Origin of the sequence: Streptomyces sp. NPDC001832, assembly GCF_040297265.1 — a bacterium.
Lineage (GTDB): Bacteria > Actinomycetota > Actinomycetes > Streptomycetales > Streptomycetaceae > Streptomyces.
In genome coordinates this window covers 94091-120709 of the sequence record NZ_JBEOYU010000016.1, presented here as the reverse complement: position 1 = coordinate 120709, position 26619 = coordinate 94091, and the positions used below count along the sequence as shown (strand labels likewise).

At 69.6% G+C, this 26619-nt stretch carries 27 protein-coding genes and 1 pseudogene; 9 read left to right on the top strand and 19 right to left on the bottom strand.

From position 1 onward, the window contains the following. Positions 1 to 61 precede the first annotated feature (61 nt). The 3 genes from ABT115_RS15975 to ABT115_RS15965 all read right to left on the bottom strand — a co-directional run bounded on the left by ABT115_RS15975 (position 62) and on the right by ABT115_RS15965 (position 920). Complete coding sequence (locus ABT115_RS15975) at positions 62 to 322, bottom strand: hypothetical protein (protein WP_351789318.1); 261 nt, start codon at positions 320 to 322, stop codon at positions 62 to 64. Beyond that, on the bottom strand, positions 319 to 606 hold the full coding sequence (locus tag ABT115_RS15970; RefSeq protein WP_351789348.1) for a DUF6247 family protein: 288 nt from the start codon (positions 604 to 606) through the stop codon (positions 319 to 321). Before ABT115_RS15970 ends, ABT115_RS15975 begins: the two co-directional genes overlap by 4 nt. Positions 607 to 683: 77 nt before the next feature. After that, positions 684 to 920, bottom strand: a complete 237-nt coding sequence (locus ABT115_RS15965) for a hypothetical protein (protein WP_351789315.1) — start codon at positions 918 to 920, stop codon at positions 684 to 686. A 68-nt stretch (positions 921 to 988) separates the two neighbouring features. On the opposite strand from ABT115_RS15965, the gene ABT115_RS15960 reads away from it, so the two are divergent. The 3 genes from ABT115_RS15960 to ABT115_RS15950 all read left to right on the top strand — a co-directional run bounded on the left by ABT115_RS15960 (position 989) and on the right by ABT115_RS15950 (position 4001). Further along, positions 989 to 1330: a hypothetical protein gene (locus tag ABT115_RS15960; protein WP_351789313.1), complete on the top strand. Its 342-nt coding sequence runs from the start codon at positions 989 to 991 to the stop codon at positions 1328 to 1330. 162 nt (positions 1331 to 1492) lie between these two features. Beyond that, on the top strand, positions 1493 to 2914 hold the full coding sequence (locus ABT115_RS15955) for a hypothetical protein (RefSeq protein ID WP_351789310.1): 1422 nt from the start codon (positions 1493 to 1495) through the stop codon (positions 2912 to 2914). A 268-nt stretch (positions 2915 to 3182) separates the two neighbouring features. Next, positions 3183 to 4001: an IS5 family transposase gene (locus ABT115_RS15950; protein WP_351789308.1), complete on the top strand. Its 819-nt coding sequence runs from the start codon at positions 3183 to 3185 to the stop codon at positions 3999 to 4001. Here ABT115_RS15950 and ABT115_RS15945 read toward each other — a convergent pair. The 4 genes from ABT115_RS15945 to tap form a co-directional block, all read right to left on the bottom strand. After that, the gene (locus ABT115_RS15945) at positions 3964 to 4479 is read right to left on the bottom strand and encodes a hypothetical protein (protein ID WP_351789306.1); all 516 of its coding nucleotides are present in this window, start codon (positions 4477 to 4479) and stop codon (positions 3964 to 3966) included. The genes ABT115_RS15950 and ABT115_RS15945 overlap by 38 nt on opposite strands. 233 nt (positions 4480 to 4712) lie before the next feature. Further along, positions 4713 to 5273: a telomere-protecting terminal protein Tpg gene (gene tpg / locus ABT115_RS15940; protein ID WP_351789304.1), complete on the bottom strand. Its 561-nt coding sequence runs from the start codon at positions 5271 to 5273 to the stop codon at positions 4713 to 4715. Between the two features lie 4 nt (positions 5274 to 5277). After that, positions 5278 to 5517, bottom strand: coding sequence for a hypothetical protein (locus tag ABT115_RS15935; RefSeq protein ID WP_351789302.1), 240 nt, complete (start codon positions 5515 to 5517; stop codon positions 5278 to 5280). 4 nt (positions 5518 to 5521) lie between these two features. Then, positions 5522 to 7642, bottom strand: a complete 2121-nt coding sequence (gene tap / locus ABT115_RS15930; protein ID WP_351789300.1) for a telomere-associated protein Tap — start codon at positions 7640 to 7642, stop codon at positions 5522 to 5524. A 146-nt stretch (positions 7643 to 7788) separates the two neighbouring features. Between tap and ABT115_RS15925 the strand changes: the two genes are divergently transcribed. Next, entirely contained in the window at positions 7789 to 9645 is a 1857-nt protein-coding gene (locus ABT115_RS15925; RefSeq protein ID WP_351789298.1) for a zeta toxin family protein, read from the top strand. On the opposite strand, the gene ABT115_RS15920 is transcribed toward ABT115_RS15925, so the two are convergent. Beyond that, entirely contained in the window at positions 9609 to 9854 is a 246-nt protein-coding gene (locus ABT115_RS15920; protein WP_351789295.1) for a hypothetical protein, read from the bottom strand. The two genes, ABT115_RS15925 and ABT115_RS15920, sit on opposite strands and share 37 nt — an antisense overlap. A gap of 153 nt (positions 9855 to 10007) precedes the next feature. On the opposite strand from ABT115_RS15920, the gene ABT115_RS15915 reads away from it, so the two are divergent. Continuing rightward, positions 10008 to 12677: a YfgM family protein gene (locus ABT115_RS15915; RefSeq protein ID WP_351789292.1), complete on the top strand. Its 2670-nt coding sequence runs from the start codon at positions 10008 to 10010 to the stop codon at positions 12675 to 12677. A gap of 91 nt (positions 12678 to 12768) precedes the next feature. Here the strand turns inward: ABT115_RS15915 and ABT115_RS15910 are convergent, their stop codons facing one another. The 8 genes from ABT115_RS15910 to ABT115_RS15875 form a co-directional block, all read right to left on the bottom strand. Next, positions 12769 to 13008, bottom strand: coding sequence for a hypothetical protein (locus ABT115_RS15910; RefSeq protein ID WP_351789289.1), 240 nt, complete (start codon positions 13006 to 13008; stop codon positions 12769 to 12771). Positions 13009 to 13296: 288 nt separating this feature from the next. After that, complete coding sequence (locus ABT115_RS15905) at positions 13297 to 13917, bottom strand: hypothetical protein (protein WP_351789286.1); 621 nt, start codon at positions 13915 to 13917, stop codon at positions 13297 to 13299. Positions 13918 to 13921: 4 nt separating this feature from the next. Then, positions 13922 to 14569 carry a sigma-70 family RNA polymerase sigma factor gene (locus tag ABT115_RS15900; protein WP_351789283.1) on the bottom strand — a complete coding sequence of 216 codons (648 nt, stop codon included), beginning with the start codon at positions 14567 to 14569 and terminating at the stop codon, positions 13922 to 13924. A 5-nt stretch (positions 14570 to 14574) separates the two neighbouring features. Continuing rightward, on the bottom strand, positions 14575 to 14787 hold the full coding sequence (locus ABT115_RS15895) for a hypothetical protein (RefSeq protein WP_351789281.1): 213 nt from the start codon (positions 14785 to 14787) through the stop codon (positions 14575 to 14577). A 412-nt stretch (positions 14788 to 15199) separates the two neighbouring features. Continuing rightward, complete coding sequence (locus ABT115_RS15890) at positions 15200 to 15367, bottom strand: hypothetical protein (protein WP_351789278.1); 168 nt, start codon at positions 15365 to 15367, stop codon at positions 15200 to 15202. Positions 15368 to 15383: 16 nt separating this feature from the next. Further along, the gene (locus ABT115_RS15885) at positions 15384 to 16412 is read right to left on the bottom strand and encodes a hypothetical protein (protein WP_351789275.1); all 1029 of its coding nucleotides are present in this window, start codon (positions 16410 to 16412) and stop codon (positions 15384 to 15386) included. After that, the gene (locus ABT115_RS15880) at positions 16409 to 20842 is read right to left on the bottom strand and encodes a DEAD/DEAH box helicase (protein WP_351789272.1); all 4434 of its coding nucleotides are present in this window, start codon (positions 20840 to 20842) and stop codon (positions 16409 to 16411) included. The genes ABT115_RS15885 and ABT115_RS15880 overlap by 4 nt, the downstream gene beginning before the upstream one ends. A gap of 219 nt (positions 20843 to 21061) precedes the next feature. Beyond that, positions 21062 to 21253, bottom strand: coding sequence for a hypothetical protein (locus ABT115_RS15875; protein ID WP_351789269.1), 192 nt, complete (start codon positions 21251 to 21253; stop codon positions 21062 to 21064). A gap of 71 nt (positions 21254 to 21324) precedes the next feature. Here ABT115_RS15875 and tcmP point away from each other — a divergent pair, with 71 nt between their 5' ends. The 3 genes from tcmP (at position 21325) to ABT115_RS15860 (ending at position 24185) form a co-directional block, all read left to right on the top strand. Further along, the gene (tcmP, locus tag ABT115_RS15870; protein ID WP_351789267.1) at positions 21325 to 22893 is read left to right on the top strand and encodes a three-Cys-motif partner protein TcmP; all 1569 of its coding nucleotides are present in this window, start codon (positions 21325 to 21327) and stop codon (positions 22891 to 22893) included. 261 nt (positions 22894 to 23154) lie between these two features. After that, entirely contained in the window at positions 23155 to 23529 is a 375-nt protein-coding gene (locus ABT115_RS15865) for a GNAT family N-acetyltransferase (RefSeq protein ID WP_351789265.1), read from the top strand. 197 nt (positions 23530 to 23726) lie between these two features. Then, on the top strand, positions 23727 to 24185 hold the full coding sequence (locus ABT115_RS15860) for a hypothetical protein (protein ID WP_351789263.1): 459 nt from the start codon (positions 23727 to 23729) through the stop codon (positions 24183 to 24185). Between the two features lie 7 nt (positions 24186 to 24192). On the opposite strand, the gene ABT115_RS15855 is transcribed toward ABT115_RS15860, so the two are convergent. Both ABT115_RS15855 and ABT115_RS15850 read right to left on the bottom strand, forming a co-directional pair. Beyond that, complete coding sequence (locus tag ABT115_RS15855) at positions 24193 to 24519, bottom strand: hypothetical protein (protein ID WP_351789260.1); 327 nt, start codon at positions 24517 to 24519, stop codon at positions 24193 to 24195. A gap of 390 nt (positions 24520 to 24909) precedes the next feature. Continuing rightward, complete coding sequence (locus ABT115_RS15850) at positions 24910 to 25251, bottom strand: MazG nucleotide pyrophosphohydrolase domain-containing protein (protein WP_351789258.1); 342 nt, start codon at positions 25249 to 25251, stop codon at positions 24910 to 24912. Between the two features lie 180 nt (positions 25252 to 25431). Here ABT115_RS15850 and ABT115_RS15845 point away from each other — a divergent pair, with 180 nt between their 5' ends. Further along, a complete protein-coding gene (locus ABT115_RS15845) occupies positions 25432 to 25653 on the top strand; it encodes a hypothetical protein (protein WP_351789255.1) in 222 nt (73 codons plus the stop codon). An 8-nt stretch (positions 25654 to 25661) separates the two neighbouring features. On the opposite strand, the pseudogene ABT115_RS30895 reads toward ABT115_RS15845, so the two are convergent. After that, a pseudogene (locus ABT115_RS30895) lies at positions 25662 to 26069 on the bottom strand (XRE family transcriptional regulator); the annotation flags it as partial. Between the last annotated feature and the right edge of the window lie 550 nt (positions 26070 to 26619).

Genomic DNA, 26619 nt, shown 5'->3' with positions numbered 1-26619 from the left:
TGACAACGCCCTGTCCCCGGCAGTTGCGATGCCGGGGACAAGGCGTTGTCACCGGGGGCGGCTATCCAAGCCAGGTGATGGTGAGGACGGACAGGCGGCGCAGGGGCCTGTTCACCCAGTAGGTGAGGGAGAGCTGGCCGACGGAGGCGTGGCGGACATCCTTGCCCTCGGGGTCGTCGGCGTTCCACTGCCGGAAGCCCCACGGGTCGCCAGCGGCGGCGTCCAGGACGTCCCACACCATGTCTTCCACGTGCTCGGGCAGGGTGTCGAGGACCTTCGCGGCCGGGGCGGAAAAGCGGACCGCGTACGGCTGTTCGCTCACCGGCGCCTGCCGCGGAGCTCCGCCATGTCGATGAACTCGCTGTCGTCGTAGCCGGAGGCAACGAACGCGTCGACCGCCGGGGCGGAGGCGAGGCGCCCCTGCCAATTCTGGACGACCTCGTACAGCCCACCGAGGGAGAACGTGCGCCGCGATTCCTCGAGCGCGGCCGCCCACTCCCGCTCGAAGGCCGGCACCCACTGCGCGGCGCGCTGGTCGGCGCTCAGCTGGTCGAGAAGTTCGGCCGGGGCCCCGGGTGCGGGGGCGTGGTCGGGCTGCGCGCTCATCTGGTCCTCCCAGCGGGTCGTCACCTCACCGTACGCGCGCCGGGTGGCCGTAGATGCGGGCATGGGCGGATCCCCTCCTACTGGGTGCGCAAGGTGCGGGCGACGGCCTGGGCGTGCTCGCGCAGCGGCAGGTCCTGCTTGTCCCAGGCGGCGGCCACGTAGTTGAGGAGTTCGGCCGTGGCGCGCTCCGAGTCGCTCGGGTCGCTGGCGAGCAGCTTGTCGGCGGCGAGGGTGACGTCGACGGCCGGGGTGGACAGGTCTTCCGGGGCGAGGGCGTTGCCGCGGTCGACGTCCAGGACCAGGAGGTGGCGCACCTGGTTGCGGACTGGATGGTGATGGTGTCCTCGCGCGGCGAGTCCGCATCGGCGGTGACGAAGCCGGGGTGGTTGAGGATCGCCGCGGCGATGGCCTCGGTGAGCACCGGCTCGGGCAGCAGGTCGTCGTCGGTGGGCTCCGGGTCCTTGAAGGTCAGCGTGTAGTTGATGCCGGCCTCGGTGGTGAACCACACCGTGTCGCCGCCGGCGTCGGCGTCCGCGGCCGCGAAGTGCGGGCTGCGGCGCAGCGCGTCGGCGACACGGACCGGGTCGTGGTCGGCGCCGAACAGCGGGCTCTTGTCGCGGTCGATGGGCTGTGCCGAAGCACGATAGTTGTCACCATCGGCATCCGCTGGCCTGCGGCTTCGGTAGGACAAAGCATGGTGGTTGTCACCGATGCGGCGCGCTAACTGTCACCAGCGGCAAGCGAAGCAGGGGCGATGTCACCGCGTTCGGCTTCTGGTGGGCAGGGTGCCGAGCGGCGGCCCTCGGCGATCACGGGCCATATTTCGCGCGCCCTACGCGAACCCCGCCCCCTACGATCACCTGGTACGACTGCTGGAGGGGCGGGAATGCTTGAGGACATCGAGGACGGGACAGCGGCAGCGACGCGGCTCGCGGAAGGCGCGCCGCTTCAGAGCACGCTCGATGTCGCCGACCCCTTTGACTGGCTCACGCTGGACGCGGGAGTGCGTGAGGTGGCCTGGCACCGCCCGCAGTCCCTGCCGGGGTGGGAGCACTCCGCCTCACTGCCCGCCGACCTGACTCAGCTCGGCGAGTCTCGGCTCGCACTCGCCCTCTGCCACCGCGACGGGCGGATCCGTCAGGAGGCGGTGCGTCAGTCGGTCCGATACCCCGGTCTGCTGCCGTTGGTCGTGATCCGCTGCGCCGATTGGGTCGGCCCAGTACGCGAGCACGCCCGGCACTTGCTGCGCGAGGCCCTGAACGTGGACTCTGCCCTCGACCTCGCGCCGCTCATCCTCCGCGTCGGCCGCCGCGACAGAGGTGCCTTCGGCGTCGATGTGCTCGGCCAGATCCTGCGCCAAGCATCCCACGGGCAGCTCGCTGTTCTCTTCGCCGACCTCGACCGCATCGTCCGGCGGTTCGCGTACCGGCTGGCCATCGAGGGCCGACTACTCCGTCCCGCTGAGCTGGCCCGCACGGCCGCCGGGGACCAGGACACCGTGGTCCAGGACCTGTGTGCCACAGCGGCGCTCACGGCTCTTGGGGATGAGGATGCCTACGAGGGTGCGCTGCCTCCACTGCTGTCCGCACGCAACCCGCGTACCCGTTCGGCTGGCGTCACCGCGCTGAGACGGGCGGGGCGGTCAGAGCAGGCGGAGCCGTTTCTCAGCGACCGTTCCGCGCTCGTGCGTGCTTGTGCCCGGTATGTCGTACGACAGCAGGGTGGTGACCCGGCGGCCTGGTACCGGGAGCGGTGCACGGCACCGGACGACCCCGAGTTGCCGCCCGGTGCGGTCATCGGGCTGGCCGAGTGCGGTAACCGCGCGGACGCCGGGCTGCTGCGGCCGCTGCTCGTGCACCCGGCGGCCGGGGTCCGGGCGCGAGCGGTGGCAGGGTTGCGGGCGCTGGACTGCGCGGATGCGAAGCAGATGCGGCCGCTCCTCGACGACCCTGCTGCCGGGGTCGTCCGCGAGACCGCCGCCGCCCTGCTGCCCTCGGCCAAGGAACTGCCCGCCGACTGGCTATTGGAACGCACCCGCTCCGAGCGGCCGCGGCACGTCCGCGTCGGCGCGTTCCGGCTGCTCGACGCGCGCGGCGGCATCGTGGCGCTACGGGCGGCGGTCGGTCTGTTCGAGGACCCGGATATGAAGCTGCGCACCTGGGCCGCGCAATCAGTGCAGCGCTGGCATCCGTCGCCGGACGGGCGGCGCGGCGACGCGGAGGTGGGTGAACTGCTCGACCGGAGCCGACACCTCTTCAGCGACCACATGCTGCGTCGGCGCAAGTGGGAAGCCGGGGTGGACAGCTGACAAGCTGTTGTCTTTCCGATCGTGCGGTCGTTCTTGATCGAACAGGGAGCTGGATCGGGTGAGTTCGCCGCTGTGCGCGCATAAAGAAAGGGCCTCCTGGTAGCTCGCGGTTATCGAAGCCAGAGCGACAGGGAGGCCCTTGTTGTTGCAGTCTTGCGTGATCCCGTTCGTTCAGTCCAGCCCGTCCACTCCAGGGTGTGACTGTCTCGCCCACAGGTTCGGGAACGCGGCCGATCACCCCGGCCGGAGGCCTTGTTACGGCTCGGACATGAGTGATGCGGAGTGGGCTGTGGTCCGGCAGGCTTTTCCGACGCCGGCGTGGATGGAGAGCCGGGGCGGCAGGCCCGAGGGCTACTGCCACCGCCAGCTACTCGACGCGGTCCGCTACCTGGTCGACAACGGGATCAAGTGGCGGTCCCTGCCCGCGGACTTCCCGCCCTGGGCCCGCGTCTACGCGTTCTTCCGCCGCTGGCGGGACCACGGCCTGGTGCGGGAACTGCATGACCGGCTTCGTGAGTGTGTCCGCCGGGCGGAGGGCAGAGAAACGGAGCCGACGGCGGCCATCGTGGACTCGCAGTCGGTGAAGGCCGATGCCACCGTCAAGAACGCCTCACGGGGCTACGACGGCGGGAAGAAGATCAACGGCCGCAAGCGGCACCTCATCACGGACTGCCTCGGCCTGCTCCTGGACGTACTGGTCACGCCCGCGTCCACGACAGACCGGGACGCCGCCCGCACGATGCTGTCCAACCTGCCAAAAAGCTTCCGGGAACTGCGGATGGTCTGGGCCGACGGCGGCTACACCGGCCATCTCGTCGACTGGGCCGCCCAGGAACTCGGCCTCCGTCTTGAGGTGGTCAAACGCAGTGACGACACCAGCGGATTTTGCGTGCTGCCCCGCCGCTGGGTCGTCGAGAGGTCGTTCGCCTGGCTGATACGGAGCCGGCGCCTGGCCCGCGACTACGAAACAGAGCCGGCCAGCAGCGAGGCCGTGATCCTCTGGTCGATGATCATGGTGATGAGCCGCCGCCTCGCCCGCCGCGAGGCGGCTACGCGGCAGCGGCGGGCACCGGGGCCGGCAGCGTGAACCGGCCCGGCCTGTCCTCGGCCAGCCAGCCCCGCTCCACCAGCCGCTTCAGCCTCCCCCGAGCACCCTCGACGCGGGAAGGAACCGAGCTGTCCCAGCCCAGGGCCACCGCCGTCTGCCGAGCGGTCAGACTCTCACCGGCCTGGCCAAGGACGGCCATGATCAACCGGTAGTCCGCACCGAGAACATCCACCGACACGCCGTCCTCCTTGCGGGCCACCATCCTGCGCGGCCCCGCCACCACCGGCTCCTCAACCCCGCCCCCGACTGCGGACGGCCCATCCGGCTCCACTTCGACGGACGCGTCCTGCTCGGCCAGGGCCTCCAGATACTGTTCCAGGCCGATCACCCGGTGGTTCAGCGCCTCTTCAGCTTCCGCAAGAGCAGCCCGAACCCGCTCGAACTCGGCCCGCAATTCCTCCACCCGCACCAGAGCCGCCTTCTCACGGCACTCCAGCACTGCCCGCAACGACGGCATCCGCCACCTCCGCATCACCAGGACGAACACGACGGCCTCAGCCTGCCTGGAACACGAAGCAACCGCGAGTGACCTGCAGAAACTCGCACATCAGATTCGGAAAAGAGACACCTTCTGAGAGACTGCTCAGCACTCGCCGCCCGGTGGCCCTGGTGACAGCACGCCTGCCTTGGTGACAACTATCGTGCTTTGGCTCAGCGCTGATCCACCACGGATTACGGGACAGCCCTTAGTCAGTAATCCAGATCGAGGTAGTCGATGTCGTTGATTTCCACGTCCGACAGTCCCATAGCGCGACCGCCGCCGTCCTGGAAATACACTTCCTTAAACCCTTCGGCGATGATTCCGCGCATCTGCTGGTCGCTGGCCGCCGCGTCGCGGGCGTCGAAGAGGCGCTGCGCGTACTCCGGGGGAAGGTGCACGGTGAGTCGCCGGAACCGTCCGTCGTCGGTCGTGCCGACCGGCGCGGTGTAGCCGAACCGGGCCCGGGTCTCCACCGTGATCCCGCCGGTGGTGGCGGCCTGGCGCTGCCGGCGCTTGCGTACCTGCGGCTGCCAGCGGGACCGGACCGCGGCGTTAATCCGGTCGGTGATGTCCTTCGGTGGGTGTTTGCGTTCGCCCTTGCGGTAGCGCTCGACCGACCGCTGGCTGACTCCGAGCTCCTGGGCAACGGCCTTGGTCGTCTTGAGCTGCTTCATCAGGTAGTTGACCTGACCCTTGAGGGTCTTGGGCGGCTCCTGGGTGAACGACTCCCGGTCGGCGCGCTCGATGGCGTCCTCGATTTCTCCGGACACGGCTTTAGCTCCCTTCGGGGATGGGGCCCTGGCCGTCGGGGTCGACCAGCCGGAACCAGGTCTCACGCGTCTCGCGCAGGTCATGCCGCCACAGCTCGAACCGTGGCGAGGCCCGGCGGGCGCGCAGGGAAAACTGCAGGGCCTCCAGGCGGTCCAGCGTCCGCTCCAGCTCCGCGCCGGCCTCCACCGAGCAGCTTCGGGTGGATCCGCCCGAAGCGGTGGAACTGCTGGTGTTGGTGGCCACGCGCCTACTCGCCTTCGTCCAGGACGGCGTCGCCGCCCTTGATGTGGCGGGCCGGGTTGAGATTTTTTTCCATCAAGTCGACTGCCCACGCCATTTCCTGGACGCCCTCCAGCTTGGCCAGGCCCGGGGTGGGACCGAGGCGGAAGCCACCGGGCTGCGGCTTGCCGGACGACGCGTAGGGCAGGAAGTCCATCGGGCTCGCGCCCGGCGAGGGGTAGACGACGCAGTCGGACAGCACGGCGAGCGGGTACAGGCCCGTCATCGCCGCCATGTTGCGCAGCTTGCGGTGCATGTTGACCCGGGCCTTGCTGATGACGGCGGCGCGGATGTCGGGGCGCCAGGTCGGCCGCTGGAGGGCCGGCCACCGCTCGCCCTCCTTGTAGTGCTTGCCCTGCGGGCGCTCGCGGAGCTTCCCGACGCCACCCTTCACGGTCGCCTTGATGGCGGACAGGACGGCGGCCAGGGCCGGGTCGACCTGCTTGTGCCGCTCCATCGCCGCCAGGAACTCGGTGTCGGAGAGGTCCTTGGTGACGCCGAGGTCGGCGAGGGTGTCGACGTACGCCGTCTTGAGGCGGTCGTGCCACGGGTCCAGGTACGCGCCGGTCTCGCGGCGCAGGTACGCCTCGATCGGGTGCACGTCGTAGCCGAGCTCCTGGGCGTAGGCGACGGTGTGCGTCTGGTACCAGGCCGGGCCCGTCGGCCGGGTGCCGTCCGGCGTGAACGGACTGGGCAGACGCGGGTCCAGCTCGATGTGGCTGAGGTCGACCAACCAGGAGCCGGGAATCTTCGGGTTGAACTTCGGGGCGTTGAAGTGGTCAGGGGCGGACAGGCCGACGACCAGGCGAGCCGCGGCGGCGAGGAACGCCGTGTTGAGGTCCAGGCCGACCGCGAAGGGCAGCATGCACTCCTCATCGGACAGCGTGTCCACCGACCGCACCCACTGGTACGCCTCCTCATTCAGGAACCCGCCGCTCCAGCCCGAGTTCACGACGACGGGGTGCTCCGGGGTGGCCTCCGGCGGCGCCGGGTCCATCGGCTCCGTCCCCAGCGAGCCCGGGTTGTAGCCCGGGACCCAGTTGCCGGTCGCCGGGTCCTGCACGGCCTTCGTCGGCGGGCGCAGCGCCGTCATGAGCTCCAGGCCGGAGACGGCGGTGGAGCCGCGCGGGGTGATGACCCGCTGGGCGTATACCCCGAGGACGCGGGCGATGTCGGCTGGCTCCATCTCGGAGACGCCGGGCCAGGACCGCTCGTCGAGGGCGTCCCACGACAGGATCGCCAGCTGCACGCACTGCCGCTCGCGGCCCTGTGCCTTGCGGTAGATCCGGGCCCACGGGCCGAACCCGCGCTGCGTGAGCTGCCACTTCGCCTTCGCCACCTGCTTGACGACCGGGTGGTCCTCCGGGAGGCGCAGGGAGCGGCGTTGCTCGTGGCCCTCCAGGCGCTCGGGCAGTCCGAGCTTCACCGCGGCGGCCGCTGTGAGGACGATCAGCGGGTCGCTGTCCTTGCCGTAGCGGTTGAGCTTTGCGGCGCCGAGGCCGGACTCCTTGAGGGTCCATTCCACCAGCTCCGGCACAGTGGTGGCCGGGCAGTCGAGCACGATGCCGTCGATGCCGTACGCGGAGCCGTCGCCGTCCAGCACGGCGAGCGGGCCGTGCGGGAACCGCGGGTCGGTCGCGGGCTTCGCCGCCTTCTTCGCCTTCTTCGCCGCCGGGCGGCGCGACGTCGCCGGACGCCCGTGAGCGGTCTGGACGGCCGGGGCCTGAACCGGTGCGGCGGTCTCCGGCTGGGTGGCGTCGGGCGCGGCCGGGCCGGTGAACGTCTCCGGTACTTCCGGCTGCGGCGCGGCCACTGGGGCCGGGGCGGCGGGAGCTCCGTGTGCGGGGTACTTCGCGGCCCACCCCTTCAGCAGCCGCTGGTACGCCGACAGGCGCGGCTCCTTCGGCTCGGAGCGGCCGTTCTCCCAGTTCTTCACCGTCTGGGTCGTCGACTTCAGGGCCTGCGCGAGACGGGCCTGCGTGATGCCGGCGGCCTCACGGAGCCGGGCGCGCTCCGCCGGGGGCGGGAGCTGCGGCTCCTCCGCCAGCAGGGCGTCGATGTTCGCGAACAGCTCTTCCTCAGATGCCATATCTGTCTACCTCCACCCTGAACACTAGCACGTTTTAACCCTTACGGAAGATTCAATTTAGCCTTTACTTTTAACCCGTTCGGTTCATGTATGCTGCGTGGCGTTGCCACGGATGGCGGCCGAAACCGAGCAAGCAGGGGGTTGCGTTGAGAGACGAGGACGTCGTTCCGGTCGCCCTGGCCGAGCGCCAGCACGAGGAGATCCTGGTGACGGAGATCCTGCCGACCTGGACCAGGGACGTTGTCCCTCAGGACCGGCCGGTGGTAGTGGTCGTCGCTGGGCCGGCGGGCAGCGGGAAGTCCGAGCTCTGTGGCCTTTTACGGGCAGTCCTTGACCGGCGGGGCGGCGCGGTAGTGATCGGCCGCGACCTCTACAAAACCGTCCACCCCGCGTATGGCGACCTCATGCGGAGCGATGACCGCACGGCCGGTGTGCGGGTGCGTCCGGACGTCCTTCGGTGGCAGGCGGAGGTCGAGGCGTACGTACGCCGCAAGCGATTCGACGTGGTGCTGGAAACTCCGGTCGCCGATCCGGAGGAGGTCTGCGCGACGGCCCGCTCCTACCGCGCGGCCGGCTATCGCGTCGAGTTGGTGGCGCTGGCCACGGCAGAGGCCGTCGCGCAGCTCAGTGCGATGAACCGCTACTTGACACAGGTGAGCGAGCGGGGCGTGGGCCGGTACGTCTCCTGGGGCAACTTCGACCAGTGCGCGCGCAACCTGCCGGTGCTCCTGGAGGCCGTCGAGGCCGGGCGGCTGGCGGACCAGGTCATGGTCGTGCGGCGCAACCTCCAGGTGCTGTACCGCAACGAGCTCACCGAGAGCGGGGCCTGGCGCATTGCACCGGCCGCACCCCAGGCACTGACCGCGGACTGGGCCCGGCCGTGGACAGCACCGGAAACATGGCACTTCCGGCACCACCTGGCCAGCACAGAACAACTGTCGCACCTGTCGGCAATCACCCCGGAGCGCCGTCTGGCGGTGGCCGGCGGCCTGGAGCGCGCCTTCGCGCTGGCCGAGCCGGTGCGCCGGATCGTCCAGCCGCTCACGGTGCCGCCAGGTGTCGACTACCACCGGCTGTCCACCAGCGAGCACACGTGGATCTTCAACGAGTTGATCGTCCCGATGCACCTGAACGCCATCACCCCGCAGGACGACCCCATCACCCTGTACGTGATGGGCCCGCAAGGAGCAGGAAAGACCCACGCGGCGCGCGCTCTGCGCCGCGCGCTGCGCCAGCGCAGGCCCACCCGGATCGAGGGCGGCACCTTCAAAGCGATGCACCCCGACTACCGCCAGCTCCTCACAGAGCAGCCGCGCACGGCCTCCGCCCGCATCAGGGCCGACTACCGGGCCTGGCAGGAGATGGCCGAAGCATACGTACGGGCGCGACGTGGCGACATGCTGATCGAGATCGCCCCCGACAGCATCAGCCACTTCCTCGACGGCGCGCGCCGCCATCACCGGGCGGGCCACCGCGTGGAGCTGGTCGTGATCGGGGCGCGCGCCGCGGACAGCCGGCTGGGCACCGCAACCCGGTGCGCCGAGGTGGCCCGCCTGGGCGGCACCCCCAGGTTCACCGCGGCCGCCGCCCACGCAGCGACTTTCAACATCGTCCCCGGCGTGGTCCACGCCGCCGAACAGTCACCGTACGTGCACTGCGTCTCAGTCATCCGCAGAGACCTGACCGCGGTGTACCGCAACGAGCGCACCCCGGACGGAGCCTGGAGCAGGCCGCCCCAGGGCGCGCACGTAGTGGAGGCCGAGCAGACCCGCCCGTACACGCAGGCCGAAGCAGCCCAGCTCCTCGCCACCCTTCAGCGCCTGCGGGGCGAACTGCCGCAGTACCGGTCGGATCTGGTCGAGATCGCCGCACTGGCCTGGCCCTTGATGCCCGCTCACCTGCAGCCACGCACCCTCGCCTCCACGATCACCGCAGCGCCGCTGCCCGTCCTTCAGCAAAATTCCGGCTACTGGCCGCCCAGCTCCTGGGAACGGGCCGCGTAGCGGGCCGCGATCTCGGCCACATCCTCCGGGCCGGCGTCCTGAAGCGCCTGCAGATCGGCGGCGCACATCGCCAGTTCCTCCTTCAGGGTCTTCAGCCGCTCAGGGGCAGGTCCCAGGGCGCGCTGTTCCTTCATGATTTGTTCCGCGTACCAGTTGCTCACGTCCTGCACGAGTTGCTCGGCGGCCTCGGGACTCACGTTCTCCGACAAGGGGTTTCCTTCGCGTATGGGCTGTGATCGGGGCGTCATTGTCTCTGGCCGAGACGGTGCAGCCACGCCGCCCGCGTTACGGAAAGCAGCCACGCCGCACGGCACAGGCCCTACGGTAGGTACCGCCGATGATCATTCCTGGGGGGACCGACCGTGGCCGACCTGCGTGCGCTGTTCAGCTCCAACAACCCGTCGTTCGACGCCGCGGAGGCGTTCACCGACCGGCAGCACCAGTGGGCCCTGGTCGCCTCCGCTCTGGAAGAGCACCTGCGGCACACCGCCGGCCGCGGGTTCGACGTGGAAGACCTCGAAGCGCCCCGCACCAATGTGATCGTCTTTCACGGCGTGGGCGGCGTCGGCAAGTCCACACTGCTCCGCAAAATCGAAGCCGCACTGACCACCGCCGAGCACCGCCCCGACCAATGGGGCGCACCCACCTGGACGCAGCAGCTCCTGCCCATCCGGATCGACCTGGCCCGCTCCGCGTCGACCGGCTCGGACTTCGAGCGGGTCATCCTGACGATCCGCCTCGCGCTCGCCGGCGAGCTCGGCCGCACACTGCCCTCCTTCGACGTGGCGCTGCGCCACTACTGGGAGCACGTCCACCCCGGAGAGCCGCTGGACGAGTACATCCGGCGGACCGGGCTGACGGGCCGCTTCGCCGAAATGCTGCCGCAGCAGCTGCAGGCCGGCGTCGGCGAGGTCGCCGCCGCCCTGGCACTGCCCGGCCTGGTCGGCTCCGCGGCCGGGCAGCTCACCTCCGCGCTGGTGTCGGCCCTGCGGGAACGCCAAGCACGAGCCCAGGCTCTGGCCGGCGCCGTACGGACCGCAGCGCTGCTGGAAGCCACGCCGGACCTGGAGGCGCTGTCCTACTACCCGCACTTGCTGGCCTGGGACCTGAACCAACTGCCCGCGAAGAAGCGGCTCACCCCCGTAATCCTGCTGGACACCTTCGAGGACACCGGCGACCGCCACCGCGACTTCGAGCGGCTGCTGCAGCGCCTGGTCTGGCTCATGCCGAACACCTTCTTCGTCATCGGCGGCCGCAGCCGGCTGCCGTGGGCCGACCCCGCGCTGCACGGCCAGCTCGACTGGACCGGCCCCACCTCCTGGCCCGGCCTGGCCACCTCCTCCGCCACCGCGGTGCCGCAGCCCAGGGCGGCTGTGCAGGCCGGCCGCCAGCACCTGATCGGCGACCTGTCCCCCGAGGACTGCGACGCCCACCTCGCCCGCCGCCTCACCCTCGACGGCCAACCCCTCATCGACGCCGACATCCGCGCCGCGATCACCGCCCGCTCCCACGGCCTGCCCCTCCACCTCGACCTCGCCGTCAGCCGCTTCCTGGAGATCCGCCGCACCGACCACACCCCCACCCCCGGCGACTTCGACTGCACCTTCCCCGCCCTCCTCGCCCGCACCCTCTCCGACCTCACCCCCGACGAACGCCACCTGCTGCGCAGCGTCGCCCTGCTGGATGCCTTCGACCTCGACTTGGCCACCCAAACCGCCGGCCTCACCCACCAGGCCCCGGCCCGGCGCCTTGCCGAACGACCGCTGGTCACTGAGAACCCCTACGCCTTGTGGCCCTACCACCTGCACCGCGCGATCCGCAGCGCCGTGCGCGACGACGACCACAGCGACGACCGCTGGACAGACGCCGACTGGCACCGGGCCGCCACCCGCGCCCTGGCCGCCCTCGGCGACCAATGGACGAACGCCGCGACCCTTGCCCCCAGCCGCATGCTCCTCGTGGCCTGCCTGCGCCAGGGCTTGCGCCTGGCCCGCGACCACCGCCTGACCGGCCTGGGCTGGCTCATCGAAGCCGCCTTCGTCTACACCGACGACTCCGTCTGGGAACCCCTTGCACTCCCCACCGCCACCACCGAGGCACCGGACACTCCGGCCGATGCCGTGGCCGAGCTCCTCACCGCGATCGCCCGCCGCCAGCGCGAGCACCGCCAGCGCACCGCCGACCGTCTCACCGCCGTCCTGGACACCGGCCTGCTGCCCGCCGAGCTGACCGAAATGGCCCTGTACTACCGGGCCAAGGCCCACAAGGACCTCAGCCAGAACGACGCCGCCCGCGCCGGCATGCAGCAGGTCGCCAACACGGGCGGCCGCCTAGCTCTCAAGGCCCGCCGGGGACTTGCCAACCTGGCCCGCCTCGCCGGCGACTTCCCCACCGCCCTGGCCGCCATCCCCGCCCTGGGCTGGAAGGGCCGCCACCACCGCGTCCTTGGCGACATCCACTGGTCCCACGCCGACACCGCCCAGGCCATCAACGCCTTCGAAGCCGGCCGCGCCGAAGCCGAACAGCATGGTGCCGCGGGCGAGCGCGCCATGACGCAGGTCCGCCTCGCCCTCGCCCTCTCCTTCGCCGACCCCACCCGGGCTGGCGACGAGCTCGCTCTCGCCCACCAGCTCCTCGACGGCCTCGACCAGCGCTCCAACACGCTCCTCGCCCAGGTCGTCGCCCTGATCAAGGACGCCGGAACCGACGGCACCCCCGACCGTGCCCAGAGCCTGCACACCGACATCGAGGCCGCCGGGCTCCCCTTCCTCCACCGCTTCGTGGAGCTTGCCCTCGCCTTCCACCACGCCGTCCGCGGCGAGGACCAGGACCTGGCCGCCACCATCAGCCGCCTGCGCGAACTCACCGCCACCGGCGACTTCGCCTACTTCACCGACATCGCCCACTTCATGGCCGCCCTGCCCCTGCCGGAGCCCTCGACCACCCGCTGGACCAAGAACGAAGACGACGTCCGCTCCGCATGGCGCGGCCTGGTCCAGGCCCGGCAGGAACACCTGCTCGCCGGAAACTGACCCGGGCATGCACAACGGCCCCGACCAGACACTGTCTGGTCGGGGCCGCCGCCATGTACGGGCAAGAACCGGGCGCCGGGCCCGGAGAAAGTCAGCCGGCGTCGGGACGCCGACCCACCAGCTGGGTAAGCAGCTCGATGATCTGGGCCTGGTTCCGGTCGATCTTCTTGTCGAGAGCCTCGACCTTCTGGTCCAGGTTGCCGATCTGCAGGCGCACCGCGGTCAGGTCGGACTTGACGATCCCGAACTCGCGGTCGTGCTTCTCCGCGACCTCTTCGAAACGCCGGGTCAGGGCAGCGAGCTCGCTGTGGGCAATGGGGTCCTCAGGCACGCGGCACGCTCCCGCCAGATCATGAAAAACAAAAGACACTCAGAAGCCTCACGATATCGCGGGCACCGGACGCCGAACCCCAGCCCATCGAACCCGCTGCCGGCGGCAGCTCCGGCAGCTTCCGCCGGGCCCGCGCGCCCGGCCTGGCGATCGGAGTTGTAGGGGCTCGCACCTCATGGCCCGCAGCGGCATCATGACCGGCGGCTTCGTCCGAGCGTCCCGCCGCGACCGCAGACCGGCGCCCCGCCCGAGGAAGGGCGCCCACTGGCGGATCGGGCCGGGCTTGATTTAAAGGGCGTCGGCAAGTTCTTCGATTCGGTCGGCCAGGTGCTGAGCGGGGCGTAGGACCCTGCTGTAGCCGGATTCCTCGACTGCGTCGACCTTGAGCCTGCGGACGGCCGCGCGCAGGGCTTCGCGTTGGATGAGTTGGCGGCGGGCGGGCGGGTGCGGGACAGCGGGGCCCTCGAAGGTGGCGGCTTCCAGGGCCCAGTGGTCGGCGTCGCGGAGTTCGCCGCGGGAGAGGTGGTAGAGGTGGAGGCAATAGGCGGAGGTGGCGTTGCCGACACCGGCGGAGAACTGCCACCAGAAGCGGGCACCTTCACGCTCGTCGACGAGAAAGAGCAAGGAGGCGAAGCGGAGGGCGCCGTCTTCATCGATGCCTTCGTGGGCGAGCTGGGCGACGTGCTCAGCGGCGTCTCGGTGGTGCAGGAGGTGGGCGGACAAGGTGGCGAGTTCCCTGCCAGCCTCGTTGTGGAGGGCGGGAAAGTGGCCGACCGGGGCGGGCAGTGCGCCGAACAACATGGAGGCGGTGACGTCGCGGACGATCTCCTGCTTGAGGTCGACGAGATCCTCGTCGGTGAACGGGTCGGGGCATCCGGCACCGCCGAGAACGTCGTGGATGCTGCGCACGGTGTTACTCCTTCTCATTCTCGTCGTCGGCGGCCGATTCCAATGACAGGCCGAGCTTGATGGCGATGCGTTCGCGGGCCAGACGCCGGTGGGAGCGGACGGTGTCCGGTTTGATGCCCATGATGCGGGCGATCCGGATCGAGGGGTAGCCCAGGACGTAGTGCATGACGATGACGTCGAACTGGCGCTCGGGCAGGCCGGCTATCGCTGTGTAGAGGCCGAGGGCGGACTCCATCACCTCGAACTGGCGCCGGATCACTTCGAGGGTGGCGCGCGCGGCCTGTTGGAAGGCGGCGGTCTGCACCATCTGGGAGGTCTGGCCCACCAGCCGCAGGTGGGTTTCCACCCGTTGCTTGAGCAGTTTCCAGGCGTACGCCTCGGGGCTTTCCTCCTTCAGCACGTTCGCCCAGTTCAGAGCGAGGTGGGAATAGCAGCGCCGTACCACGGCCTTGGCGGCATCCTTGTCGCCGAGCATGGTGTGCGCGTACCGCAGGTGGGCGCGGGCGTAGAGGTCGTAGAACGCCTCCTGGTCCGGTGTCATCTGGTACTCGATGCCCGTCAGGTTGTTGATCTCTTCCAGGAAGCTGGAGCGGGGGAGGTCATACTGGGCTCCTGATCCGTCCGGCTCCTCCGGCGACGGCGTGACGGCCACAGGCCTCACACCTCCCCGTTGCGCGGGTTTGGCAGCGGCGGGACCTCCTGGCGGGTGCCGACGGCGCCGGACGCGTTCTCCAGCAGTTGGGTGGCACCAATCCGCACCCCGGCGCTGAGGAGACGCCGAGTCAGGGCGCGCGCGTCGGGAGCGAATACGCGCAGGGCGGTAACAACCGCCAGCACGTCGAGAAGTTCGTGAACGACCACAGTTCCCATTCCTCAGGGATCACACAGGGACGGTGCTCCATCCCCTTCTCGGGAACACCGGAGGGCGTCTTTGCCCTCAACCGCAGCTTTTCGAATCACCATGGGCAAACGCGTATCGCGGTCCCATCATTTTTGACCAGGAGCGATCGCGCGATTACGCATAGGAGTAGACCACTCCTTGCTGCTACGCCATGATCACGTAAAGTTAAGCCGTCTACCAGCGTAAACAGTTCGGCGGGGGTGGCCGCAGGCCTCCACATCTCCCGCGCCCACGCGAACCTCCACACCCGCAACGTGACTCACATCACGCTCGTTAGGCAGGAGTTCAGCGTACGACCCAGACTCTGTGGCGGTTCCACGCGTGCGACGGACCGCGTCGGACCCCACCAGGCCGCCCTGTCACCGAACCACTCGGGCCGCGTCAGCTCCGTTCCCGGCCGCCGGCGACAGCGCTGGCAGCTTCCGCCGGGCCCGCGACGGTGCGCCGGTTCCGCCCCGGAATGACGATCGGAACACGAAGGCCCAGCCCGCGGGAGGCCCACATGCCGTCGACGAGTTGGTCCGGCGCGATCTCGTTCGGCCTGGTCACCACCCCGGTCTAGGTGTCATCCGCCACCGAGGACCGGTCCGTCAGCGTGGAGCTCTGCACCGTCGAGGCGCTCCCGATCGCCGGCCCCACCCTCGGTCTGCCCTTCCTGCCGATCGGTCGATCCCCCGCCCTGTGCCCGGTACGGTGCGGTTACTCCCCGTACCTGGTTTTGGGCTGCGGTGATCCGGTTGCGGAGGTGCGCGATGTCGAGGCTGAGACGGTCGGCGATGTCTGAGAGGCAGGAATGAGGCATGCGGGAAGCCAGGCGAATGGCGTCCTCGTCCCAGGCGCATTCGAGCGGTGTTCCGTTGCGGAGGAACTCTCTGGCCTGGGCCGCGGCATCGTAGACGAGGGCCTGCAGCTGCTCGGTCGCGGGAGCCGGAAGGGGCGGCGGGGACCAGGCCGGGCGGCCGGGCGGTTCTTCAGGGAGCGGCGGCGAGTAGTCGGGGATCGCCAGCAGGTCGGGACATTCCCGGTACCAGGCCCAGGCATGGTGTGCCGAGGTCTGGGCCCTCGGCCTGGTGTCGGTGCTCGCGTCCGCCGTGGGGAGGTTTTGTGCTGGGTGCTGGGGCTGACGCAGGCCGCGCAGGACGGCGAGGTCTTCCGGGTGGGTGTGCAGCCGGTCGGTGAATGCGTGAATCAGGGCGGCTGCGTGTCGGCAGGGTGATGCTGTCGCGCAGGTGCAGATGAAGCGAAATTCATCAGGGTCGGGCAGCACAGCCACGCCGCCGGTGTGGGCGGGGTCGGCGAAGCACTCAGGCAGTGCGATGCCGGCGGCTTCGTCGTGGTGCTCGCACCGGGGCGATGCTGTGCGGACGGCGGCCACCTGGGCGGTGGTGAGAACTGGCAGGGTGATGGCGGCTTGGAGTTCCGCACCGCTGTTGCGGGCGGTCATGGTGCCGGAGATACGTCCTGGTGAGATCCGGAGTCGCTCGATGCCCCGGTCGTCCAGGTCCGCACGGCCGGCGATGAGGGATTCCTGGTCGGCGGCGGCAGAACACGCGGCGGCGCCGAAGCTCTCGGCCCACAGACTGGTGTGGTTCATCGTCGGGCTCCCAGTGCGATCAGCTCGCAGATTTCGTCGTCGGTGAGCTCGCTGAGGGCGGAGCTGTCGCTGGTGAGGATGGCGTCGGCCAAGGCGCGTTTGTGGCGGATGAGTTCGTCGACCCGGTCTTCCAGGGTGTTCTCGGTGGTGAGCTGGTGCACGGTCACCGTGCGGGTCTGGCCAAGGCGGTGTGCCCGGTCGATGGCCTGGTTCTCCTTGGCCGGGTTCCAGGGGCGGTCGAAGAGCACGACGTGACTGGCCTGGGTGAGTGTGAGGCCCGTTCCGCCAGCCTTGACGGTGATGACCATGGTCTGTCCGGGGCGGCTCTGGAAGGTGTCGATGATGCGCTGCCGGTCGCGGCCGGCGGTGACATCGCCGCTGAAGTAAAGCGGGCTGATGCCGTGGCTCTGGAGATGGTGGACGAGGCGATGGGCCATGGCCCGGTACCGGGTAAAGATCAGGCAGGACTCGTCCGGGTCACGGAGGACGGGCAGGAGGTCGTCGAGGGCGGCCAGTTTGCCTGAGCGGGCGGTGGCGCGTTCAGGGTCGTAGGAGTCGTCGAGCGGTTCGGCTAGGAAGTGCTCGGGCGCGTTGCAGATCTTTTGCAGCTGGTCGAAGAGTTTGAGCAGGAGGCCCTTGCGCGCGATGCCTTCGGCGGCGCGGATCTCGCGGAGAGTTTCGTCGGCAACGTGCTGGTAGAGGGCGGCCTGCTCGGGAGTCAGCGTGACGATCCGGGGGCTGCGGACCTTGGGCGGGAGCTCGGGCAGGACTCCGGGATCGCTCTTGCGCCGTCGGAGCATGAAGGCTCTGAGGAGGCTGGACAGGCGGTCGGTCAGCTCGCTGTCGGTGATGTTGTTCTCGATCGGCTTGCCGAACTGGTCCCGGAAGGTCCGCAGGGCTCCGAACAGGCCAGGGTTGAGCCAGTCCATCAGGGACCAGGCGTCGGTGAGGCTGTTCTCGACGGGGGTCCCGGTCAGGGCGATGCGGATCTGGGACTGGACGCGGCGCATGGCCATGGCCGTGGCTGTCCGGTGGTTCTTGATCAGCTGCGCTTCGTCGGCGACGACGAGGTCGAAGGGGTGCGCGGCCAGGACGTCGATGTCGCGGCGGACCGTCTCGTAGGTCGTGATCACCACGGTGTTGGCCATCGCCCCGTCCAGGGTCCGGTCCGGGCCGTGGTAGCGCGTGGTGGGTACCGTGGGGGCGAACCGCTGCACCTCGCGTTCCCAGTTGATCACCATGGAAGCGGGGCAGACGATGAGGCTGGGGTCCGTGGTTCGGTGCGTACGGTCCCGGCGGTGCAGGTGGAGAGCGAGGGCGGTCAGGGACTTGCCGAGTCCCATGTCGTCGGCGAGGAGGGCCCCGAAACCGGCGTCGGTGGTGTTTGCCAGCCACGCCAGGCCGAGCTTCTGGTAATCGCGCATGGTGGCCGACAGTCCGCAGGGGGAGTTCACCGGGGCGCTGCGTGAGCCGGCGCGCAGGAACTCCACGAGCTCGCTGAGGTCACCGGCCGGCTCGCAGTCGAACATGCTGTCCTCGATGTTGATCTGCCCGGTCAGGGAGGCCCGCAATGCTTGGTCGGCGGTGACCGGCGGCATCACACGGTTCCCCGCGCGCCGGGCTGTCTCCTCGTCGACGAGCACCCAGCGGTCGCGGACCTTCGCCAGCGGCACAGAGGCCTTCGCGAGGTCGTCCATCTCACCGTCGGACAGGTCGCTGCCGGCCACCGACAGCTGCCAACGCCCGTCGAGTACATCGTCCAGGGCGAACCGGGGGCGCGTCGCGGAGGCCGGGGCTGCCGGGCGGCGCTCCAGGACCGCGCGGGTTCGCAGGCGGTCTGTCCACCCTTGGTGCCACTCCACGTGCAGCCCTGCCCGTTCCAGCTGCTGGGCTGTCCGCCCTCTCAGCAGGACGGCCTCGGTCGCCCGCAGGGTGAAAGTGTCGGGGACGGGGCGCTCCAAGAGCCGTTCGGCGGGTGCCCACTCGGCTGCGATGTGACGCAGCCGGCGTCGCAGGAGGGCCACCAGTTGAGGGTCGGAAGCGATGTCCGCAGCAGGGCGCCAGTTCCGTTCATGGACGGTCGGGGCATCCGGCATGCGCAGCCGGAGGTCCGCCCAGAGCAGCTCGGTGTCGTCCGGGCTGTTTTTCTGCGGGGCGCGGACCGACAAGACCAGGTCCAGAGCCTCGGCGGCCGAGCCGTCCCGCAGGTCGTCGCCCCACTGCACGAGCGCGGGTACGTGCTGCTGCCGGGGCACCGGCCCCGTGAACGGCCGGTGCCCGAGTACGGTCGGCGTACCCGGGCCGCGGAGCATCGCCTCGGCGACTGCATCGAGCCCGGCGCGGATCGCGACCTGCGGAGTCCACAGCCGACGCGGCTTCGTGTCCGCGGCCATGCCGCAGTTCGCCGGCGGCACCAGAGCATCGGCGAGTCGCCCAACCCGCTCCTCCTCATCCCCGGTCAGCGGACCGGCCCTCCACACGTCCGTTCCATCGTCGGCCAGCCCTGGGAAGACCCGTCCGGAGGCCACGACAGCCAGCCCGAGCCGAATCACCTGACGCCACACGCGGACCGAATGCGACTCCTTCTCCTCCTCCGCAGCGGCAAGCACATTGGCTAGCAGCCGCAACGGCACATGCCAGCACTCCACCAACTGAAGCTGTACCGCACTTCCCGAGCCCGGCAGGATCAGCGCGGCCGTACAAAGGCGGACCGGCCGATGAGGCGTCCCCTGCACCGGCAGCCCGTCGGGGCTGTAGACCAGGAAGCGGGCCGTCCCGCCTTGGATGTCGATGGTGAGTTCCGCGTCCTGCCCCAGCAGCGCCGCCAAAGAAGCTGCCGCGGTGGCGATATCGTCGGCAGCGGCGACCGGTCCGGCGGGTCCGTGCAGCACGCGGTCGTCGTGGATGTCCGGCGCCAGCTCCGCCGCAGCGGCCTGCGGTGTCACGCCGGGCGGTGCGGCCAGTCGCTCCAGCATGGCCTTCGCCGCGTTGCGCTGGGCCAGCCGCTTCGCCGCTCCGGCCGCCTCCGCCCGCAGGTTCTGCCCGGCAACCCGGCAGGTGACGGCCGCGAGATACCCGACCCCCGGTTCGAGCCGGGGGGCACCGATGACCAGCTTGGCAATCCGGCCCTTCTGCTTGAGCTGGTTCAGCACTTGAAGGGCAGTCTTCTCGTTGGGGGCTGGCACGTCTTCCTTCCCTCGCCAGACCGGGAGCTCTGGTGCTTTCGCCCGCTTCCACTCGCTCAGCAGATGCTTCGCTGCTTCAAGGCGGGCGCCGGACCTTCCCACGCTACGGCCGGTCCCCGAGAGCATCTGCCCGTTGCTGACGCACGCGGCCACGCACACAAACAGAGGCTCCAGCCCCGTGATGCTCGGCTGCTCCTTGAAAGTCAGCCCGCTGATCACACCCCCCTCCTGCATCACAAGAAGCCGGTCCTGCGGGCCGGGTGAAACGGTCTTCGCCACCAAGGCCGGCGCCTGCGCCCGCCCCGGCAGGGGAACCTCGACAGGCAGACCGGCGAGATCGGCCAGAACACGCAGCGCGACCGCGGCCCGGGCGTCGCGTTTGCTGGTGCGCCACGGACCGGTCACGCTCGCCATCTCGCCGTCGGTCACATACGTGACGTGGGACCGGAACAGGACCGCGCCCCCGGGCTTCTGCTCCTCGCCGAACTCCGGGACGGGTTGGTTCCGAACGGAGTGGTACAGCGTCAGCACAGCGACTGCGGCCCCGGGCACCTCAGCAACCGTGTGCAGCACCGCCTTGCGGGCCGGCTCCCAGGCGGGCGACGCGGCGTCGAAGAGTACGGCCTGAAGATCGCGCGGGATCAGTGCACCCGCGGTGATCCGTGTGGCCACCTCGGCCACCACGGCCGGGGCCACCACCGGCTGTGCGAGGGCGCGCAGCAGCCGTGACGCGAAAGACGGATCCGCGGCAGCCACCGCTGAGCCGGCCGAGTACCGGGCTGCCGGCTGCCAGCCCTTCTCCGGGAAACCGGCTTGCTCTACCGGTTCGCAGCCGGACATGTGACCGAGAAGGCTCACCACGGCCCCCTGCAGGGCTGCCTTCTTCGTCTCTCGGGTCACGGCCGCACCGTGGAGCCGTCGGGCCTGATCCCGCCAGCCGGCCTGCACGACGAACAGCCCCGGGCCACCAGTGTTCAGGTCCCGGGCCACAAGCGCGGTCGGGACACCGCTCTCCTGGGCATGGGAGTGCAGCACCGACGTGGCGAGCTCGGGCCTCGCCTTCACCACCGCCCAGGCCGACGCCGTCGCCTGGACGGCGAGGCGATATCCCGTGAACCGGAGGAGAATCAGGCGGAGTTCCTTCACACCGAGCTGGCCGTTTCCGGCCCGGACAGCTGCCTCAGCAAACAGCTCGGGAGTGAGGTGCCGGGCCTCATTCGCCTTCTCCAGCAGCCGGGAGAACACCTGAGGCTCCAGGGCGCTGAGGCCTACCCGAGCGACGGGCGAGGGACTCGGCACCCGGGCTGACCGAGCAGAGAGGGGAGTCGCCATGACAAACCTTCACGAACGCAGAGACCTCACCAGAACATGAGGCAATCACAAACAGTGTCCGAATAGTTGCAGTTCGTGACCACTGGTAGCGGTTGGGTGGAACTGGCGGCGCTGTGAACTACCCGGACGTGTTCACGCGGGGACAATCCCTTGACGCCCACCCACCGGCACCACCCCGGCGGAAACCGGCTGTGAGGCGCTGATGCGGTGCCCGCTGGCCTCGTCCCGCACCAGCAAGACGATGGTGGTGAGCCGGGCGAGCGCCTCGTACGGTCTTGGCGACGACCCCGGCGTCGCGGCGGGGAAGCCGGCATGGCCTGCCACCCTCTTTACGGTGCGTGACGCTTACCTCAATATCGGTTATCACAGTGGATTCTGAGGTGGGGGAGAAAGTCATGGCAACGGGAACGGACAAGGACTATTGGGCTTCGCAGGCGCTGCCGAGTGTTCTCAAGCACAAGCTGCTGGGCCAGTACATTCCCCGCTTCGGCGGGATGACCGGCTCGCGTGGTCGGCACCAGGTCGTGTACCTCGACGGCTATGCGGGCGAGGGGCGGTACGAGAGCGGCGACCGCGGCTCTGCGGAGATCGCGATGCAGGTGGCCGCTCATCACTTGGAGAAGAACGCGCTGTTATGGAACTGCTTCTTCGTGGAGCAGAAACCCGATTCCGTTGCCCGTCTGGACCTGGTTGCTGCCCACTACCGCGCCCTGGGCGTAGACGCGAGGGTGCACCACGGCGACGTGGACGGAGTTCTGGGCGAGGTTCTGCGGGTTGCCGAAGGGCTCCCGCTGTTCCTGTTCCTTGATCCGTGCGGCCTGGGGCTGCCGTTCGACCGGATCGTTCAGACGCTGAACCAGCGGCGTAGTACTCCGCGGCTGTGGCAGCCTACCGAGTTCTTGATGAACTTCAGCATGGACGCGGTACGGCGCCTGGGAGGCAATGCCCGGTCCGCCCGCGGTCTGGAACGCTCCTCCGAGCGCTTCGATGAGGCGTGCGGCGGCCGATGGTGGCGTGAGTACTTCCGGCCGGACGAGCCGGCCGAAGCGGACGTGGACGAGATCGTGGCAGCCCAGTACGCCCAGCGGCTGAGGGAGAAGACCGGCATGTTCGTGCAGTCGGTGCCGGTCGCCAGAAAGCCCGGGCAGAAGGCGGTGTATCACCTGGTCTTCGGAACGCGCAGCGAGCACGGCCTGTGGTTCTTCGGCGACGCTGTTGCCCGGGCTCGCGATGCATGGTGGGAGGGGCTTGAGATCAAGGAGGAACGGGAGGACCCTGACGCTCTTTTCTCCGCTACCTCGGTGGTCCGCCCGGATCCGCAGGAGGCGACGCTCGTGCTCGTTCTGCCCAGGGGGTTGGCGGAGGGCTGGGACGACATCGAGCGCCGGCACCGACACTGGTGCGAAGACAACGGTCTGCGACCGCTGTGGACGATCCCGCACCTCGATCCCGTGGAAACCGGCTACCTCAACGACTATCCCAGCCTTGAAGGCTCGCGGGCCAGGCGGGCCGCGGTGGGCAGCGCTCTGCTCCGACGCATCGCGCTCTTTCACACCGTCACCGCCTTCTACCGCGTCCAGTGCTGGGACGATGGCGACAGCTGGAAGATCGACGCCCGCACCGCACACCCCCGGGCCCGCTGGCACGACCAGCTCCTGCAAGGGCTGTGCCACCCGCGATGGGGCCTGCCGGTGCACGTGGCCCACCGGTTCTGCCACTGCGCCGAACCGGACGCCCCCTACCAGTGGAACCACACCTGCGCCTTCTACTTCGACGGCCACACCACCGGCAACGACGACCCCCTCTACCTGCGCGTCCACGCCAGCCCCGAAGGACGCGACTACGACCAGCAGATCAGGACACTGCGCCAGGTCGGCGCACCGGAAGGCTGGATGGCCCGCGCCTTTCCCCAGGAAGCGGTCCAGCACCACGATCAGCACTATCAGGCGGGACTGCTGAGGTAACGGAACGTCTGCCCACTGACCGAGGAAGGCCGCGTATGCCTGGACCGGACCTGCCACCGCCGGCGACTGAAGCCAGCTCAAGGGCATCGTCATCTTCATCCGCAACACCGACGAGCTTCGTCTCCTGGGCCAGACCGCGCCCAACGGCACCCGCATCATCGTCCTGCCCGAGGACGGCGGCCCCGCCTGACCCGCCGCATCAAGATCCACCGACCACCCAACGCGAAAGCAGCACCACGTGACGGACCAAGCGCAGGAGTCATGAGCCGAGCCCTGGCAGAGGAGATACGGACCAGCTACCCGGGCGTGCGCCTTGAACTGGGAATCGACCACGGCCCGTATCTCGTGCTCTTCTCGATCCTCCTCCCGGAGAGCGAACGAGGGAACGGGCTCGGCACCCGCGTCATGGAACACATCACCGCCGCAGCCGACCTACGCGGTGTACCGATGACGCTCAGCCCAAGCGACACCTTCGGCGGGGACCTGGTCCGGCTGCACGCGTTCTACCGACGCCTCGGCTTCATCACCAACACCAGGCGCGGTCAGATCGGCGCCCCAAGAGAGAGCATGGTCCGCGTACCACTCGGCTCCACCGCAGTTGGTGACCCACTGACATATCCGTGGCAGACCCACTGACGTTCTCGTGGCAACCGACAGTACGGTGGCGACCATGGCGGATCAAGGCGAGACGCAGAGCGGGTCGGGGCGGACACGGCTGGACCTCGCGCGCCGCGAGTAGCCGGCCCCGCCCCGCTGCCTTCCCGCCGATCGGCAGATCCGACAGTGCGCGGCCGGTACGGTGCCGGATGAGACGTCGACAGCAGGGGGAGAGCGTGGCGGCAGGAAAGGTCCGAGACCGTGGCGAGGTGCTCGGCTACGGGGTGCCAGCCGCGCTCTTCCTGCCCGGGGTCGCCTACCTCGGGATCACCAACGGCCACCAGTTCATCGCCAACGACTTCTTCGCCTTCATGTACTGCCTGGCCAGCATCGGCTTCGCAACGGTCCCCCTGCTCGCGTGGCTCCAGGGAGGCGGCCGGCACGCCGACCCGGGCTTCGTCCGCTCAGCCTGGTTCCCGTGGCTGTTCACCACCGGACAGGGCGTGGCCTACAGCTCGCCTCGCACCGACGCGAACGTCTTCGTGCTGACCCTGGGCTGGGGCGCGTTCATCTATGCCGGGATGGTGGCCCTGTACTTCCTCGCACGCGCACTGTGGTCCACCGACGACCAGGCTGCACGCGGGGCCGGCGCCGCGCCCGGCGAGGGAGCCGGTGGGGCAAAGGCCGACGCCTGAGCTCTGCTCAGTCCGCGGCCCGGCGTTCGTCGTCCAGATGGGCCATGGCATAGGCGTGCTCATCCGGATGGCGGGTTAGGCGGGCCATCGCCCACGCGGTACGGGCGTCCATCCCCTCGCCGAAGTCGGCGGCCAGGCGTCGTGCCTGCCACGTCGTGCGCGGGGCGAGCGCCCACCGTACGAGGGGGAAGCGGACGCGGCCGGTGCTGGCTGTCGTCCGGCCTGTCCCGGCAGGGGAGTCCTCGGAGGCAAGGTCGGAAGTGTTCGGGTCGGGCACGATGGCGAGTCTGGTGACGGCCTCGGTCGCCGTGGCGGTGATCGGGCTGGAGATCACCGAAACGGGCGGCGTCGAAGTACCGCGACGCCTGCCGGTCCGCGCTCTGTTCTGAACACGCGCTGCTCAGGACAGCGGCACCCAGCCGAGGAAGATGTGGCCGGCCGGAACCGTAGCGCAGGACGTCGTTGGGGCCGGTGACGGACGTCCTCAGCAGTCAGGACGGGCACCCGCAATCCCGAGAAGACGCTGTTGCCGCGCAAGTTGTCAGCCCCTCGCCGGGAGGGCGCGCATCAGGGCGAGCCCGTCGACGACCCGGCCCTCCTGGTTCGTCAGGAGCGTCGGGTCGTCGCCGCTCTCCCACTCTGCCCTGGCACAGGTCACTCAAGGTCGGCTCGACCGTCAACTGCCGTCCATCTTCGTGATCCAGGACAGGCGCCCGCCACTCGGTCACGCCGGCCCGGCGTCGCGTCTTCCTCGCGCGGTGATCGACTGGTCGAGCTCGTCCAGCGTGCGTAGGAACGCGGCGTTCAGATCGACGTTGTACAGGTGCGCGAGGATCAGCACGGACCACAGGCAGTCTGCGAGTTCGTGCTCCAGGGCGGGACGGCCGTTCGGCATGTCACGGGCGCCTTCCTGCGCCATAACGATCTTTGCCAGATCGCCGACGTCCCCGACGAAGCCGAGCATGAACTCCTCGCGTGTCCACACCCGGCCACGTTCCCTCAGGTTCAGCTCGTCGTAGAGGTCATGGATGCGCAGGGCGCGGCGCTGAAGTTCGTCGAGGTCCATGTCTCAGCCTTTCCGTACGCGTCCTGCATAACCTCTGGGCTGCGATCGTGCTGTCACGTAGCAGCAGGCAGGGTCGTGCGTGCGCCTCACAGCGCACACGGCTCAAGCAAGCCCCGAGGGCTTCGCAGGACAGCAGTTCAGGTGCACAACGCAGTGCATGTACGCGGAGGCCTACACGGCGTGGGGCAGATCGGTGAGCAGGGTGCGGACGCGGGGGTGGTTGCCGTGGTGGTGGCGCAGGGTGGTGGTGACGGTGTCCAGGTGGTGGTGGACGCGGTGGGAGCCGACGTGCTGGGCGAGGGTGAGTGCGTGGCGGGCGGCGGTGCAGGCTCCGTTGATGTCGCCGGTCTGCAGCGGGCGTCGGCGAGTTCGCTGGCGAAGAGCATCCGGTCGCGGGGGTAGCTGTCGCCGGTGAGTACTGTGCGGCCGGCGAGGTAGGGCTCGGCGAGGTCGGGGTGGTGGGCGGCGAGGAGGGCCCGGCCGGTCTGGGCGTCGATGGCGGCAGAGTCCAGCCACAGTGTCCACCAGGGTTCTTCGCTGTCGTGGGCGGCGGCGAGGTGGGTGCGTGCCTGGCCGTCGGCGCGGTGCAGCGCCTCGGTGTCGCCTTGCTGGCCGGCGAGTGCGATGCGGCGCATCTCCAGCACGGCGCGCAGGCGCGGGGTGAGGGCCTGCGGATTGCGGTTCTCTGCGACTTCCAGCAGGGTGGCGGCTTCGTGGTACTGGCCGAGCCAGGATTCCTGGTAGGCGGCTGAGGCAAGCAGGTTGACGGTGGCGTGGTGGATGCCGGGGGCGTGCTCGGCTTCGCGGGCGACGCGCAGGCCGGTCTGGTAGACGCGCTGTGCCTGCGGGGTGGCGGCCGGCGTCGAAGAGCATCCAACCGTAGGTTTCGCTCATCTCGATGTAGGCGGTGTGCAGGCGTATGGCTTCGGCGGTGTCGTAGCGGCTTTCGGCGATGAGCTTGCCGACGTTCTGCCAGATTCCGCCTGCCCAGAGCAGAGTGGAGGCGCTGCCTTCGCTGTCGTCGTGTTCCCGTGCTTGCCGGACGGCGTGCTCGACCGTTCCGGCCAGCTTCGGGGACACTTTGTCTCCGTCCTGGGCTGCGGCGAGTGCGGGCGCTCCTCCCATGAGCAGGTCCAGGGCCGGTGCGGTGGCGGCGGCTCCGGACAGCAGGATGAAGGAGCGTCGGTGCATGGGGGTGTCTCCCTGGGTCTCGCGCAGCAGTTCTTCGGCGGTGGCTTCGTAGGGGTTGTCCAGGGCGGCCCGGTTTCTGCGGCGCTGGCGTGGCCGGTCCCAGTTGAGGGAGCTCGGGGTGAGTTGGCGTCCGGTGTACTGCGACAGGACGGCCAGGACGTCGCCGATCGCGTCTGC

Coding starts and splice junctions, on each gene's coding strand:
- ABT115_RS15970 (WP_351789348.1), bottom strand. CDS start 606: ATGAGCGCGCAGCCCGACCACGCCCCCGCACCCGGGGCCCCGGCCGAA.
- ABT115_RS15955 (WP_351789310.1), top strand. CDS start 1,493: ATGCTTGAGGACATCGAGGACGGGACAGCGGCAGCGACGCGGCTCGCG.
- ABT115_RS15950 (WP_351789308.1), top strand. CDS start 3,183: ATGAGTGATGCGGAGTGGGCTGTGGTCCGGCAGGCTTTTCCGACGCCG.
- ABT115_RS15945 (WP_351789306.1), bottom strand. CDS start 4,479: ATGCCGTCGTTGCGGGCAGTGCTGGAGTGCCGTGAGAAGGCGGCTCTG.
- tap (WP_351789300.1), bottom strand. CDS start 7,642: ATGGCATCTGAGGAAGAGCTGTTCGCGAACATCGACGCCCTGCTGGCG.
- ABT115_RS15895 (WP_351789281.1), bottom strand. CDS start 14,787: ATGGGAACTGTGGTCGTTCACGAACTTCTCGACGTGCTGGCGGTTGTT.
- ABT115_RS15885 (WP_351789275.1), bottom strand. CDS start 16,412: ATGAACCACACCAGTCTGTGGGCCGAGAGCTTCGGCGCCGCCGCGTGT.
- tcmP (WP_351789267.1), top strand. CDS start 21,325: ATGGCAACGGGAACGGACAAGGACTATTGGGCTTCGCAGGCGCTGCCG.
- ABT115_RS15865 (WP_351789265.1), top strand. CDS start 23,155: ATGAGCCGAGCCCTGGCAGAGGAGATACGGACCAGCTACCCGGGCGTG.
- ABT115_RS15850 (WP_351789258.1), bottom strand. CDS start 25,251: ATGGACCTCGACGAACTTCAGCGCCGCGCCCTGCGCATCCATGACCTC.